Source organism: Gordonia sp. LUNF6 (assembly GCF_047041125.1).
Lineage (GTDB): Bacteria > Actinomycetota > Actinomycetes > Mycobacteriales > Mycobacteriaceae > Gordonia > Gordonia sihwensis.
The window spans coordinates 3,184,275-3,198,320 of the sequence record NZ_CP178181.1 but is presented as its reverse complement, the minus strand read 5'-3'; the positions used below and the strand labels follow the sequence as shown (position 1 = coordinate 3,198,320).

General features: G+C 69.2%; 13 protein-coding genes. 8 read left to right on the top strand and 5 right to left on the bottom strand.

The genetic code is table 11. The features are described from left to right. Positions 1 to 2: 2 nt before the first annotated feature. A complete protein-coding gene (locus tag ACK8HH_RS14935) occupies positions 3 to 1,511 on the bottom strand; it encodes a glutamate--cysteine ligase (protein WP_278124896.1) in 1,509 nt (502 codons plus the stop codon). 72 nt (positions 1,512 to 1,583) lie between these two features. On the opposite strand from ACK8HH_RS14935, the gene ACK8HH_RS14930 reads away from it, so the two are divergent. The 6 genes from ACK8HH_RS14930 to ACK8HH_RS14905 all read left to right on the top strand — a co-directional run bounded on the left by ACK8HH_RS14930 (position 1,584) and on the right by ACK8HH_RS14905 (position 8,153). After that, the gene (locus ACK8HH_RS14930; RefSeq protein ID WP_101841659.1) at positions 1,584 to 2,450 is read left to right on the top strand and encodes a PHP domain-containing protein; all 867 of its coding nucleotides are present in this window, start codon (positions 1,584 to 1,586) and stop codon (positions 2,448 to 2,450) included. Positions 2,451 to 2,530: 80 nt separating this feature from the next. Further along, the gene (locus ACK8HH_RS14925) at positions 2,531 to 2,920 is read left to right on the top strand and encodes a sterol carrier family protein (protein ID WP_006895739.1); all 390 of its coding nucleotides are present in this window, start codon (positions 2,531 to 2,533) and stop codon (positions 2,918 to 2,920) included. 126 nt (positions 2,921 to 3,046) lie between these two features. Continuing rightward, entirely contained in the window at positions 3,047 to 4,633 is a 1,587-nt protein-coding gene (gene purF, locus ACK8HH_RS14920; protein ID WP_375003669.1) for an amidophosphoribosyltransferase, read from the top strand. A gap of 112 nt (positions 4,634 to 4,745) precedes the next feature. After that, positions 4,746 to 5,831 (top strand): phosphoribosylformylglycinamidine cyclo-ligase, encoded by a 1,086-nt coding sequence (gene purM, locus ACK8HH_RS14915; protein ID WP_006895737.1) that lies wholly within the window; start codon positions 4,746 to 4,748, stop codon positions 5,829 to 5,831. A gap of 193 nt (positions 5,832 to 6,024) precedes the next feature. Continuing rightward, positions 6,025 to 7,239: a saccharopine dehydrogenase family protein gene (locus ACK8HH_RS14910; protein WP_006895736.1), complete on the top strand. Its 1,215-nt coding sequence runs from the start codon at positions 6,025 to 6,027 to the stop codon at positions 7,237 to 7,239. After that, positions 7,236 to 8,153, top strand: coding sequence for an oxidoreductase (locus tag ACK8HH_RS14905; protein WP_006895735.1), 918 nt, complete (start codon positions 7,236 to 7,238; stop codon positions 8,151 to 8,153). The genes ACK8HH_RS14910 and ACK8HH_RS14905 overlap by 4 nt, the downstream gene beginning before the upstream one ends. A gap of 27 nt (positions 8,154 to 8,180) precedes the next feature. On the opposite strand, the gene ACK8HH_RS14900 is transcribed toward ACK8HH_RS14905, so the two are convergent. After that, positions 8,181 to 9,311 (bottom strand): saccharopine dehydrogenase family protein, encoded by a 1,131-nt coding sequence (locus tag ACK8HH_RS14900; RefSeq protein WP_006895734.1) that lies wholly within the window; start codon positions 9,309 to 9,311, stop codon positions 8,181 to 8,183. Between the two features lie 58 nt (positions 9,312 to 9,369). Further along, complete coding sequence (locus tag ACK8HH_RS14895; RefSeq protein WP_411815889.1) at positions 9,370 to 10,956, bottom strand: succinic semialdehyde dehydrogenase; 1,587 nt, start codon at positions 10,954 to 10,956, stop codon at positions 9,370 to 9,372. Positions 10,957 to 11,053: 97 nt separating this feature from the next. Between ACK8HH_RS14895 and ACK8HH_RS14890 the strand changes: the two genes are divergently transcribed. Further along, positions 11,054 to 12,076: an AraC family transcriptional regulator gene (locus ACK8HH_RS14890; protein WP_278124892.1), complete on the top strand. Its 1,023-nt coding sequence runs from the start codon at positions 11,054 to 11,056 to the stop codon at positions 12,074 to 12,076. Here ACK8HH_RS14890 and ACK8HH_RS14885 read toward each other — a convergent pair. Then, positions 12,042 to 12,935 carry an oxygenase MpaB family protein gene (locus tag ACK8HH_RS14885; RefSeq protein WP_278124891.1) on the bottom strand — a complete coding sequence of 298 codons (894 nt, stop codon included), beginning with the start codon at positions 12,933 to 12,935 and terminating at the stop codon, positions 12,042 to 12,044. The genes ACK8HH_RS14890 and ACK8HH_RS14885 overlap by 35 nt on opposite strands. A 164-nt stretch (positions 12,936 to 13,099) precedes the next feature. Here ACK8HH_RS14885 and ACK8HH_RS14880 point away from each other — a divergent pair, with 164 nt between their 5' ends. Further along, complete coding sequence (locus ACK8HH_RS14880) at positions 13,100 to 13,675, top strand: TetR/AcrR family transcriptional regulator (protein WP_278124890.1); 576 nt, start codon at positions 13,100 to 13,102, stop codon at positions 13,673 to 13,675. Positions 13,676 to 13,811: 136 nt separating this feature from the next. Here the strand turns inward: ACK8HH_RS14880 and ACK8HH_RS14875 are convergent, their stop codons facing one another. Beyond that, on the bottom strand, positions 13,812 to 13,991 hold the full coding sequence (locus tag ACK8HH_RS14875) for a DUF3073 domain-containing protein (protein WP_006895729.1): 180 nt from the start codon (positions 13,989 to 13,991) through the stop codon (positions 13,812 to 13,814). Between the last annotated feature and the right edge of the window lie 55 nt (positions 13,992 to 14,046).

The window sequence follows — 14,046 nt, the reverse complement described above, 5'->3', positions numbered from 1 at the left end:
CGTCACACCGGCCAGTTGTGCACCGGCTCGCCCTCGTGCATCAGCGTCGCGTAGTCGCGGACCATTCCGCGCAGAGCGGCCGAGCGCGACTCGCCGGCGTCCTCGCGGGCCCGGACCGCCGCTCGTTGCCAGACCGATCCGGACTGACGTGTGGCGGCGCGCCCCTCGATCACTCCCAGATAGCGTCGCCTGGCCCGATCGGAGACCCCGTAGGCGATGAGTCCGCGTTCCGCGATCGGCAACAGGCGACGCAGGACCAGTTCGTCGGGTCGTACCCATCCGATGTTCGGCCAGTACAGCTGTGCGCCCAATCCCCAACGCGCTCCGGCCGCGAGGTTCTCCCTGGCGGCGTCGAAGGACATCTGTGACCACACCGGCAGTTCGCTCTCGACGAGTCCGCGCACCAGACCGTAGTAGAACGCGGCGTTGGCCATCACGTCGACGACGGTCGGACCGGCCGGCAGCACCCGGTTCTCGACGCGTAGGTGCGCGCGGCCGTCGATGACGTCGTAGACCGGCCGGTTCCAGCGGTACACGGTGCCGTTGTGCAGGCGGAGCTCCTCGAGTTCCGGAATGCGGCCGGCGTCGAGTTCGACGAGCGGATCGACGTCGGTGGACACCGGGAGCAGAGCGGGGAAGTATCTCGTGTTCTCGGCGAACAGGTCGAAGATGGTGTTGATCCAGCGTTCTCCGAACCACACCCGCGGCCGGACCCCCTGGTTCCTGAGTTCGAGGGGCCGGGTGTCGGTCGCCTGCTCGAAGACCGGGATGCGCGTCTCGTGCCAGAGCGCCTTCCCGTCGAGGAACGGTGCGTTGCCCGCGATCGCCACCTGCACGCCCGCGATCGCCTGCGCGGCGTTCCAATGGGTGGCGAAGTCCTCGGGCGCCACCCGCAGGTGCAGTTGCAGAGAAGTGCACGCGGCCTCGGGGAGGATCGAGTCGCTGGTGGTGGCCAGGCGTTCGGCGGGTCCGCCGATCACCATCGGGACGCCGGTGATGTCGAGCTCCAGATCCTCTCCGCGTGCGGCGAAGATCTGCTCGTTCAGCAGGCTGTAGCGCGGGTTGGTGGAGATCCACTGGTGCGCGAAGTGCTCGCGGCCGAGAGTCGGCAGCATGCCGACCATCAGGAGATGATTGCCGGTCGAGGCCGCGCGTGCCTCCGCGCGGTTCAGCGATGCGCGCAGCCCCTGCTCCAGCCCCACCGTGTCGGCGCCGACGAAGGGCCGGGGCGAGACGTTGATCTCGATGTTGAACTGGCCGAGTTCGGTCTGATAATCCGGATCGGCGATCGCATCGAGCACCTCGGCGTTCGCCATCGCGGGCTCGGCGTTCTCGTCGATCAGATTGAGCTCCACCTCCATGCCGAGCAGCGGCTCGGGTGGCCGGCCGTGATCGGTGAACAATCCGTCGGTCAGCATCCGCGCGATGGCCTCGGTCCCCCGGGACACCTGCGACCGGAAGCGCACGCGATCGGCTCCACTGAACTTCTGATGGCTCACTTCGGCGCCCATGCGGCAATCGTGCCGGAGACGGCCCCGGTGCGCGAGGGTTCGGGCCATTCGACCGCTGACTACAGTGTTCGCATGGCACCCGAGATGACCGCCGACCTGCACACCCACACCGCGTTCTCCGACGGCACCGACACTCCGGAGGAACTGCTCGCGGCCGCACGGGAGGCGGGCCTGCGGACGATCGCACTGACCGACCACGACACGGCGGCCGGCTGGGACGAGATCGCGGCCCGGGTTCGGTCGGGGATGCGCGTGCTGCCGGGCGCGGAGTTCTCGACCAAGCATCCGCGCGAGGACGGGAGCCTGGTGTCGGTGCATCTGCTCGGCTACCTCTTCGATCGCGACGACGCGGGGGTCGCCGGCGAGTGGCAGCGGATGAAGGACGAGCGCGCGGGCCGCGGTGCGCGGATCGTGGAGAACCTCGTGACCGCCGGTTACCCCATCACGCTGGCGCGCGTGCGGGAGATCGCCGGAGTCGGCAGTATCAGCCGCCCGCACATCGCGAGGGCGTTGATGGAGGCGGGAGTCGTCGCGTCGGTCGGGGAGGCCTTCGATGAACTCCTGCACGACGGCAGTCCGCACTACACCGCGCTGCGGTCGACCTCCCTGGTGGAGGGAGTCGAGATGATCGCCGCGGCGGGCGGTGTCCCGGTGATCGCTCATCCGCGTGCCCGGGCCGCGGCGACGGTGTTGACCGCCGACGTGATCGAGTCGCTGGTCGCGGTCGGACTCGCCGGCCTCGAGGTCCGCCATCCCGACCACGACGATGCGGCGCGCGCCGAACTGGCCGACATCGCGTCGAACCTGGGACTGCTGGCGACGGGCTCGAGCGACTACCACGGCGCCAACAAGACCCTGCGGATCGGTCAGGAGCGGACCGACGACGAGGTGGTGGAGCAGATCGTGGAGCGCGGAACGGTGGCACCCTTCACCGCGTGACGGCGCCGTTCACCGTGTGACGGGGGCCGCGGGCGGGCGGTCCGGGGAATGGTCGCCGGCTCGTCGGCGTTGGTGATGCCGTGGCACCACGAGACAGAGCTGATCCGGCGCAGACACGCGCGGCCGTCCTCGCCGTCGCGGACTGGCTGCGCGACGAGACCGCGCCCGCGCCGGGGCGGTCGGCGCTGGCCGCGGCCGTGCGGCTCACTGCGAGGACCGTCGCGCAGGAGGCTCCCGGCAACTCGGTGGAACTGCGCGTTCCTCCGTTCGTCGCGGTCCAGTGCATCGAAGGGGTGCGGCACACCCGCGGCACCCCGCCGAACGTGGTCGAGTCGTCGCCGCGCGAATGGCTGCTGCTGGCCACCGGACTCCTCGACTTCGACGACGCGCTCGCCGCGCACCGGATCAGCGTCTCCGGACACCGCGCCGGCGACGTCGCGAGCAGACTGCCGGTGGTCCCGCTGAACTAGCGGCTCCCAGCGCGGCGCTGCAGCGCGCGCCGCGCTGGATTTCGAGTTGTCCCGAGCGAAGCCGTAGACTGTGGTAACGGTAACGCCCGCCCAGCCCACGAAACCGGAGCGTATTACGTGACCGAGATGTCGATTCACTCTCCGAACCTGCTGAATCAGACCGGATGTGGCGGACCGTCGCACCCGAGCCCCGATGCGGATCAGCCCGAGAACGAGCCCCGCGAGGAATGCGGTGTCTTCGGTGTCTGGGCACCCGGGGAAGACGTCGCGAAGCTGACGTACTACGGCCTCTACGCTCTTCAGCACCGCGGTCAGGAAGCAGCCGGCATCTCCGTCGGAGACGGCTCGCAGGTACTGGTCTTCAAAGACCTCGGGCTGGTGAGTCAGGTCTTCGACGAGCAGACCCTTGCCTCGATGGTCGGTCACGTCGCCGTCGGTCACTGTCGGTACTCGACCACCGGATCGACGACGTGGGAGAACTCCCAGCCGATCTTCCGCAACACCGCGGCCGGCAGTGCCGTGGCGCTCGGTCACAACGGCAACCTCGTGAACACGGCCGAACTCGCCGAACGGGCACGGGAGTTCGGCATCTACGGCAGCGGGCCGCACGGCACGGCCACCTCCGACTCCGACATCCTCGGCGCATTGCTCGCGCACGGCGCGACCGACAAGACGCTCGAGCAGTCGGCGATGGAACTGCTGCCGACTGTCAAGGGCGCGTTCTGCCTCACCTTCCAGGACGAGAACACGCTGTACGCGGCACGCGACCCGCACGGGGTGCGGCCGCTCTCGCTCGGCCGCCTCGACCGCGGGTGGGTCGTCGCCTCCGAAACCGCGGCGCTGGACATCGTGGGAGCTTCCTTCGTCCGCGACATCGAGCCGGGCGAACTCCTGGCCATCGACGCCGACGGCGTCCGCAGCCGGCGCTTCGCAGAGCCGACCCCTGCCGGATGCGTTTTCGAGTACGTCTACCTGGCCCGGCCCGACAGCGTCATCCACGGACGTTCGGTGCATTCGACGCGAGTGGAGATCGGACGCCGGCTGGCCCGGGAACGTCCGGCCGAGGGCGACCTGGTAATCCCGGTCCCCGAGTCGGGTACGCCCGCGGCCGTCGGTTACGCGCAGGAGTCGGGCATCCCCTACGGGCAGGGCCTGATGAAGAACGCCTACGTGGGACGCACCTTCATCCAGCCCTCGCAGACCATCCGCCAGCTGGGCATCCGCCTGAAGCTGAACCCGTTGCGCGAAGTGATCCGGGGTAAGCGGCTCGTCGTGGTCGACGATTCGATCGTGCGCGGCAACACCCAGCGCGCGCTCATCCGGATGCTGCGCGAGGCCGGCGCCGCCGAAGTCCACGTGCGCATCGCCTCTGCGCCGGTCAAATGGCCGTGCTTCTACGGGATCGACTTCGCCTCGCCCGCGGAACTGATCGCCAACGGCTCGGACTCCAAGGAAGCGATGGTCGAGAGCGTCCGCCAGGCCATCGACGCCGACTCGCTCGGGTACATCAGCATCGACGAGATGATCAACGCCACGGAACAGCCGCGTGCCCAGCTCTGCGCCGCGTGTTTCGACGGCCGCTACCCGATCGCGCTGCCGCAGGAGACGACGATGGGCAAGGCCGTGCTGGAGAGCATGCTCAAGGGCTCGATGAACGGCGCCGATCCGCTGACGGCGTCGAATGACAACGTCAGCGCAGTGATGCGGCCCTGACCTTCGGCGCCTCGCAGCGCTCCCGGATCCCCTCTGCACTCAGGTACCGTGAGTGCGTCCCACCGCCCGAACGGCTGACTGTCAGCTGCAGAATTTCAGGAGAATCAAGAATATGACCGACGGGTCTGTCGACAAGCCGACGGCCGGCGCATCTTATGCGGCAGCGGGCGTGGACATCGATGCCGGCGAACGCGCCGTCGAACTCTTCGCACCTCACGCGAAGCGCGCGACCCGTCCCGAGGTCCTCGGCGGGCTGGGCGGCTTCGCCGGCCTGTTCTCCCTGAAGGGCGACTACCGCGAGCCCGTTCTCGCGGCCTCGAGCGACGGCGTGGGGACCAAGCTGGTCATCGCACAGGCCATGGACAAGCACGACACCGTCGGGCGCGATCTGGTCGCGATGGTCGTCGACGACCTCGTGGTCTGCGGCGCCGAACCGCTGTTCCTGCAGGACTACATCGCCGTCGGCAAGGTGATCCCCGAGATGGTCGCCGACATCGTCAAGGGCATCGCCGACGGCTGCGTCGACGCCGGATGTGCGCTGCTCGGCGGCGAGACCGCGGAGCACCCGGGTGTGATGGAGGACGGTCACTACGACATCTCCGCCACCGGCGTCGGTGTGGTCGAGGCCGATTCCATCCTGGGGCCGGATCGTGTCCGCGCGGGTGACGTGGTGATCGCGATGGGTTCGTCCGGCCTGCACTCGAACGGCTATTCGCTGGCGCGGAAGGTGCTGCTCGACTGGGGGCACATGGATCTGGCCGGTCACGTCGAGGAGTTCGGTCGGAGTCTCGGTGACGAATTGCTCGAGCCGACCCGCATCTACGCCAAGGACTGCCTGGCACTGGCTGCCGAGAGCGACGTCCGCACGTTCGCGCACGTCACCGGCGGCGGCCTCGCCGACAATCTGGCACGCGTGCTTCCGGCGGGCCTGTCCGCTGAGCTGGAGCGCAACACGTGGAGCCCGGCCCCGATCTTCTCGTTGATCGCCCAGCGCGGCCGAGTGGAGCGGGCCGAGATGGAACGCACCTTCAACATGGGCGTCGGCATGGTCGCCATCGTCGCTCCCGAGGACACCGACCGTGCGCAGGCGATCCTCACCGCACGTCATGTGGACAACTGGGTGCTCGGCACCGTCAAGCGCGGCGAACCCGGGGCTCGCGGCTCGGTGGCTCTGGTCGGCGATCACCCGAGGTTCTGAACCCGGCGCCGGTCCGGCGGATGGTTGTGAGGAACGGCACTTCATATGTTGACGCCGTTAACCTAGCGGGTTAGTCTCGCGTTGTCAGTGTAAACATCTTCTGGTGTTCCCCCGTGCCGTCGGTGTCGATCGCAGGCGGTGCTGCGCTGACGGGATCCGCACGCACTCGACCGTCAACAGATGGAGATCGACGATGCCCGACCTTCCCCAGAACCGCCGATTCGACCTGGTGCTCTTCGGCGCCACCGGATTCACCGGTGAACTCACCGCGGAGTACCTCGCGGAGCATCTGCCGGACGGGGCGCGGTGGGCGCTCGCCGGCCGGAACCGGGACAGACTCGATGCCGTCCGAACCCGCTTGGCGGCGATCGCTCCCGCGGCCGCCGAGCTCGAACTGCTCATCGCCGACACCACCGACCCCGAATCGTTGCGCGCGGTGGCCGAATCGGCTCGGGTCGTCATCACCACCGTCGGCCCCTACCTCCAGCACGGTGCGCCGCTCGTCGCAGCGTGCGCGGCCGCCGGTACCGACTACGTCGACCTCGCCGGTGAATCCGAATTCCTCGATCGGATGTACATCGCTCATCACGCCACGGCGGTCCGGACCGGTGCCCGTCTGGTGCACGCCTGCGGATTCGACTCCATCCCGCACGATCTCGGTGCATTCTTCACGGCCAAGCAACTGCCCGACTCCGCGCCCGCGGCCGTCCGCGGTGTGGTCCGCAGCAATGCGATGATCTCCGGCGGGACGCTGCACTCCGGACTCGGTCAGATCGCGCGGCCGCGGCAGATCCGTCGGGCCGCGGCCGACCGTGCCAGGCTAGAACCGCCGACGGTCGGGCGCCGCGCACGGGTGCGGGCCGGCGCTCCCCGCAGGGACGGCGTGCTCGGCCTCTGGCTCCTGCCACTCCCGACGATCGATCCCCAGATCGTCAAGCGTTCGGCCGGTGCGCGCGATGAATACGGGCCCGACTTCACGTACTCTCACTACGCGGGTTTCCGCAGGCTGGTGATGCTCGCGGCCGCGGCCCTCGGCGTCGCGACAGTCGCCGTCGCCGCGCAGATCCCGCCGCTGCGCCGCCTCATCGGCGCCTGCCTTCCCCAGGGCAGCGGACCGTCGCCGGCTCGCCGCGCACGCTCCTGGTTCTCCGTCGACTTCATCGGTGAAGGCGGTGGCCGGACGGTTCACACGCAGGTGCGGGGCGGCGACCCCGGCTACGGTGAGACCGCGAAGATGCTGGCCGAATCGGCCATGTGCCTGGCCTTCGACGACAATCCGAAGGTGAGCGGCCAGGTCACCACGGCCGCGGCGATGGGCGACAACTTGGTGCGGCGCCTGACCGATGCCGGGATGACCTTCGCCGTTCTGGACACCGACGGCGCACCGGTCGACGGGGTGCGATCGTGAGCTGGTCGACCGCGGACATCCCGTCTCAGTCCGGTCGGGTCGCGGTGATCACCGGGGCCAACGGCGGACTCGGGCTGGCCACCGCTCGAGCGCTGGCCGGGAAGGGCGCCCATATCGTGATGGCAGCCCGCAACCAGAGCAAGGCGCGCGACGCCGAGGAGACGATCCGGCGAGCCGCACCCGGTGCGTCGGTGGAGATCGTTCCCCTCGACCTCGCGTCGCAGGCGTCGGTGAAGCAAGCCGCCGAGACGGTCCTGGCCGGTCACGACCGCATCGATCTGTTGATCAACAACGCCGGAGTGATGGCGACACCGGAAGGCCGGACGGCCGACGGTTTCGAGACCCAGCTGGGCACGAATCATCTCGGACACTGGACGTGGACCGCGCTTCTGCTCCCCGCGGTGCGCCAGGCTCCGGCCGGGCGGGTCGTGACGCTCACCAGCATCGCCCAGCACCAGGGCGGCAACCTGGACCCGGCCGATCCGCATCTGCACCGCCGCTACCGTCCGTGGAAGGCGTACGGCAACTCCAAGCTTGCGAATCTGCACTTCGCGATCGGCCTCGACCGCAGGCTGCGCGCCTCCGGCGACCGGGCAATCGCGCTGTCGGCGCATCCGGGTCTCACCGACTCCGAACTGCAGTCCACCACCCATGCCTCGGGAGGCGGGGGAATCGCTGGGTGGCTCGGTGATGTGGGAGCCGACCTGGTCGGGATGACGACCGACCGCGGTGCGCTCAGTCAGTTGCGGGCCGCCACCGATCCGACGGCGCGCGGCGGAACCCTCTACGGTCCGGCCTTCGTCTCCTTCGGTCCGCCCGTGCGCAAACCGCTCTTCCCGTTCGGCGTCGACGCCGGGATCCGCGCACTGTGGGAGATCTCGGAACGCGAGACCGGGGTGCCGATCCGGCTGTGAGGCCGGTCGACACTCCGGCGGGTCCACTCACACCGGTCGCCGTGACCGAGGGTCTGCGCCGACGGTCAGCCCCATCTCGGCTCCCGCGGCGAGGATCGTCTCGAGGCCGAATGCTTCGACCGGTCCGACGACGCCCGGCTGCTCGCCGTGGCCCGAAGCGAGACGGTCGGCCGCCCACGCCATCAGCTCAGCGGTGAGGTCGTAGACGTTCGGGCCAGTGGCGTGGACCTCGGCCAGCACGGCGCCGCCGCGGTCGCGCGCCACCGCGACGGTGTGCGCGCCGCTGCGGGAACGCTCGGCGGCGTCCGGACCGCCGGGCGCTCCGCCGGAGCGGCCGGTCACGGCGGCGACGAGTCGTCGGCCGGGTTCGATGCGGACCGCGGTGTTCACGACGGCGGACAGCAGGCTCATGGCCCGGCTGAGCTCGGGGAACCAGCCGTTGTACACCTCGACGGATTCGAGGTGCGGAAACGCCGGAGGCAGGAACAGCACCTCGGTGCCGGTGGCGAGCATCGCCGCCTTGCGGCGAGCGCCGGCGTCGAAGGTCAGCACCCGGCTCGCGGCCCGCTGGTCCTCCAGCCGCCCGTTCTTCCAGACGGTGACCGGCAGCGTGATGGCGTCCGACATCGTGGCGCGGGTGCCGGAACTGAGACCGCGCCCGCGGCGCAGTGAGCCGTCGACGAAGTAGCCGATGTCGAGCGACCGCGCGGAGTCGCCGGCCTCCCGGGCGGCGACGGCTCCGGCCAGGACCCCCGGTACGTAGTCGTTGCCGAAGGCCGGAACCATGACGGCGCCGGTCTTGCGGGCCACGGCGTCGTGACGTTCGTGGATCGCGCGCACGAATCCCACTTCGCCAGTGGAGTCGACGTAGTGGGCACCCTGCTCGGCTGCCGCACGTGCGGCAGCGAATCCGAGCCGCTCGAACGGTCCGACGGTGGTCACGAGCACGTCACCCGGTTCCACCAGAGCCCGCACGCTGTCGAAGTCGGTGACGTCGGCGACCTGGGTGTCGAGTCCGCCGAAGCGTTCGGCGGTGGCGGCCAGCGCCTGCGGCCGCAGGCCGGCGATCACGGGTCGGGCGCCGCGGCGGACGAGCGCCTCCACCGCCAGCCCGCCGGCATAGCCGGTGGCGCCGAGTACAACGATTCTTCCGGTCATGTGAGCCCTCCTCGGGGGGATGGTAGGTCGCGGTCATCCGCCGGCGCGGGTGAACCGGTCAACGAACGCCGATTCTCTTGAGGGTCTTCAGTGCGACCGTCAGCATCGTCGCCCACGCCCGGTGAGAGATGCCACGCGGGGGAGTGAAACCCAGAACTCGCTGGTGAGCGATGGTTTGCGCTTCGGTGTACTTGAGCAGGCCCTCGGATCCGTGCCTGCGCCCTACGCCGGAGTCACCCATGCCGCCCATCGGCGAGTCGATGCTTCCCCATGCCGCGGCGAAGGCATCGTTGACGTTCACGGTGCCGGCGTGCAGGCGTGACGCGACGGCATGGCCGCGGGCCGCATCGCGGCTCCAAACGCTGGCGTTGAGTCCGTACGGTGTGGCGTTCGCGCGCGCGATCGCCTCCTCGACGTCGCTGAAGGAGTAGATCGAGACGACCGGACCGAAGGTCTCGTGATCGTAGAGCGTCATCTCCGAGGTGACGTCGGTCAGAATAGTCGGCTCGTAGAACAGCGGTCCGAGATCCGGGCGGGCCCGGCCGCCGGCGAGGACCGTCGCGCCTTTCGCGACCGCGTCTTCGACGTGCGTTGCGACGGTCTCGAGCTGCGACTGCGTGGTGAGGCAGCCGACGTCGCTCCGGAAGTCGTAGTGTCCGCTGAGTTGCAGTGCGCGGGTGCGCTCGACGAATGCGGCGACGAATTCGTCGCGGACGCTTTCGGCGACGTAGAGGCGTTCCACCGACACGCACAGCTGACCCGTGGATGGGAAGCAGGCGCTGACGGCACCGTCGGCGGCACGGGCGATGTCGGCGTCGTCGAGCACGAGCATCGCGTTCTTCCCGCCGAGTTCCAGCGACGCTCCGATCAGTCGCTCGCCGGCCTCTCGCGCGATGTGCCGGCCTGCGGCGGTGGAACCGGTGAACATCATGTAGTCGGCGTTGCGCATCAGTGAGTCGCCGATGGAGCTGCCGCGTCCGACCACCATCTGCCAGAGGTCGTCGGGCAAGCCGGCCTGATGCATCAGATCGAGGGCCCACAGCGCCGTGAGCGCTGTCTGGGTGTCCGGCTTCTGCACGACGGCGTTGCCTGCGAGCAGTGCCGGGATCGCGTCTCCCGCGGCCATGCTGAGCGGGTAGTTCCAGGGCGAGATGATGGTGACCACGCCCTTGGGATGGCGGAGTTCGGTGGTCCGGGTCAGCAGGGGGATCGCGCCACGACGACGCGCGGGTGCGAGCAGTCGGCTCGCGCTTCGCGCGTAGTACCGGGCGGCGATGGCGATGTCGGTGACTTCGAGGAAGGCGTCGCGCCTGGTCTTGCCGCTCTCGGCTTGGATGAGGTCCATGACCTCGTTCCGACGGTCGAGGACGAGGTCATGGAAGCGCAGGAGAATTCGCTTGCGTTCGCTGACGGGAGTCGCGGCCCACGATGCCTGGGCGTGCCGGCCGCGGGTGAAGGCCTCGTCGACATCGGACGGCGTGGAGACCGGCAGGTCGGCGAGGGGCGCGCCGGTGTAGGGGATCGTCGTACCGACGCGCGCGGCTGTCGGAGCCGCCGCGATACGGCTCGTCAGGTGCGCGATGCGGGGCGGCGTCAGCGATGCGGGCAGTCCGGAACTGCGGGTTCGGACGTCGAAGGGGAAGATGAACGGACTGTCATCGGTGGGCTCCCATGAAGGTTATCGGTGTTAACATACGAGGGTAGCGATGGATGTTAGCACTGTCAACAAGGAGGGTGGGGCTGTGGCTGCTCCGGCGTGGAGAAGTCTGCGGCGCGGCACGTCGGGCGGCGTCGCGAGTCTGGTGGAACTCGGTGAGGGTCATGGGCTCGATCCGGCTGACTGTCTGCAGGGAAGCGGACTGCGAGAGAGTGACCTGCGTGTCGACGGGGCGGTGGTCCTGGCGGAGCAGGAACTGGCAGTGATCGCCAACATCGTCTCGCTGCTGAACGACCCGCCCGGTCTCGGCATCGAGGCCGGGCGGATGGTGAATCTGGGAAATCTCGGCATCTTCGTGTTCGCGATGCTCTCCAGCGAGACGCTCGGGGACGCGGTGGAGGTGGCGACGAGGTTCGCGAGTCTGACCAATACCTACTCCGACCTGTCGGTGACCTACGACGAGAGCGGCTCGGACGTCCGGCTCGAATGCTCGTTCGGCGACGTGCACGACGACGTCCGGCCCTTCATCCTCGAGCGTGATCTGACGGTCATCGCCGGTCTGGTGCCGATGGTGCTCGGCGACGTCGTCCTGCCGCGGGTGGAGGCGGAGGTCGATCGGGCGCGTGGGGCTCTCCTCGCCTCGGTGCTGCCGACGGAGGAACTCGTCTGCGACGCGGGACGCACGGCGCTCGTCGTGCCGCGCGAATGGATGAGCCGCGGCCTTCCCCACGCGGACGCCGAGACCGCACGCCGGTGCATCGCCCAGTGCGAGCAACAGCTCGAGCAGCGCCGCCTCGGTGCGCGATCGCTCGTGTGGGCGAGGCTGCACGCCAGTGACGAGCCGGTGCAGTCGCTGACCCGACTGGCCGGCGAACTGCACGTCGATCGCCGGACCCTGCAGCGCCGTCTCGCTCGCGAGGGCACCACGTTCCGGGCGTTGCTCGAGGAGTCCAGACGGATCCGCGCCGCCGAGGCGTTGACCGGCACCGACCGTCCGGTGGCGGAGATCGCGGCTGGGCTCGGAGACGCCGAGACCGCGGCCTTCACCCGCGCCTTCACCCGGTGGTACGGCGTCACGCCGACCCGCTACCGGGCGCGGAACGCGTGAGCTCGCCCGCGGAACCTGCGGGCCGGACCGCGGTGTGACGATCGGGGAGCACTTCGCGGACCATGAAGAACGCCGCCCGGACCACGGCTCGCATCGTCGTCGTCACGACGGGCCGCGGCTTCGGCAGGCCGAGCGCCTCGAGTACGTGGTCGTCGTGCAGAGAAAGAATGAGAGGCTTTGCGAGCCAACGGAACCCGCGCGGGAAGACCCGTTCGCCGAACTGTGCGACGAGGGTCTCGCTCACCCGGTGGCCGGCTTCGGAGGGAGCGAACCAGGCGGGGTCGGCCTCGTAGGCCCGCATCGCCCGGATCATGCCGTCCCATGTCTCGGGCATGTCTCGGACGCCCAGATACTCGCCGATCGTCCGCCAATGCCGCACCTGAGCTTCCTTCTCCACGTCGGTGAACCCGGGCGCGCCGACGATCTCGGTGAGGCATTCGATCTGCACGGTGAAGTAGGCGATGGTGTGGATGAAGGTCTCGTTCGACATCGAGTAGTGCCGCGCGTAGCTGTCGTGGATGCGCTTGATCTCGGCGGCGGAGCTGCGGGCCTGCGGGCTCCCCGCACCGTCGTACATCCATCCGGTGAGATAGCGGATGGTGTCGTCGGTGCGCCGGTCGCCGTGGTGATAGACCTTTCCCTTCCCGTCGCGATCGACGGCGGCGGCTCCTTCGAGCTCACCCATCACCCGCATGAGGGACACGGTGAACAGCAATTCGAGGAAGACCCGTTCACCGACGGGCGGAAGCAGCGACTCGAGCGTCAGTCGGACGATCCGTTCGCTGTCGGCGACCGGGTCGAGGGTCGCGATCTCGCGGCGTATCCATTTGCGGGGAACTGCTCGGCGGGTGTTCGTCATGTCAGTCGACGCTAGTGGCGGCCGGGGCGGCACTGAAGGCTGCGAGGCGACCGATATTTGATACTTTGCGACACTTCGTGACGCTCGCGGCGGTGCCACGGCCTGCGGTGGCCGGGTCAGGCACAGACGAGTCGAGACCGCGGCGATTGTTAGGGTTGTTGACTGTGCCGACCTCGTACCACCACGGTGACCTGCCCGCAGCGCTCGTCCGGGCGGCGGTGGAGATTCTGGAGGAGGGCGGTGCAGGCGACCTCTCGCTCCGCGCGGCGGCACGGCGCGCCGGCGTGTCGAACGCGGCACCGTACCGTCATTTCGCCGATCGGCGCGCCCTTCTGTCCGCCGTGGCCGCGGTGGGATACCGGGACCTGGCGATCGAACTGGCCGCAGTTCATCCCGCGCCCGCATCCGCGGACGATCTGGCCGACGTCGGGATCGCATACGTACGGTTCGCGCTGTCGCGGCCGGGCCTGTTCCGGGTGATGTTCGCCGAGCCGTGCGACCCGGCCGATGAGGAACGGACCTCGGCCGCCGAGACCATCAACGCGTACGTCGAATCCATCGTGGCGCGGGTCTTCCCCGATGCCGAGCCTGAGCCGATGGCCGTCGCAGTGTGGGCGCTCGTGCACGGCCTGGCGTTCCTGTATCTCGACGGCAAGTTCGATTCCGGAACGCCGGGCGACGTGGACGAGCGAGTGCGCGCGGCGGTTCACGCGGTGCTCTCGGCGACCCCGCGGACATGACGACCGCGCGGGTCGGCGCGACGCGAGAAACCCCGCGTCGCAGGACGACGCGGGGCTCTACGAATGTCAGGCCATCAGTCTGGGCATGAGCGCCCGGGCTGACCGCCCGTACGAGCGGGTGCGTGCGACAGCGCCGTCAGGCGTGTCGCCACTCCTCTTCACTGTTCCAGCTCTCGCTGTCCGACCACGAGTCGTGGGACTCTTTCCTGCCACCAGAGAGTTCACGCTGGAGACTATCGAAGTCGGTACTCGGAGCGGAGTACTTCAGCTGACGTGCAACCTTCGTCTGCTTTGCCTTTGCCCGGCCGCGGCCCATGTGGGACCCCCTCGCACAGTGACGGGGCGGCCATCGGTGTGGCGGCCCCGTTCTA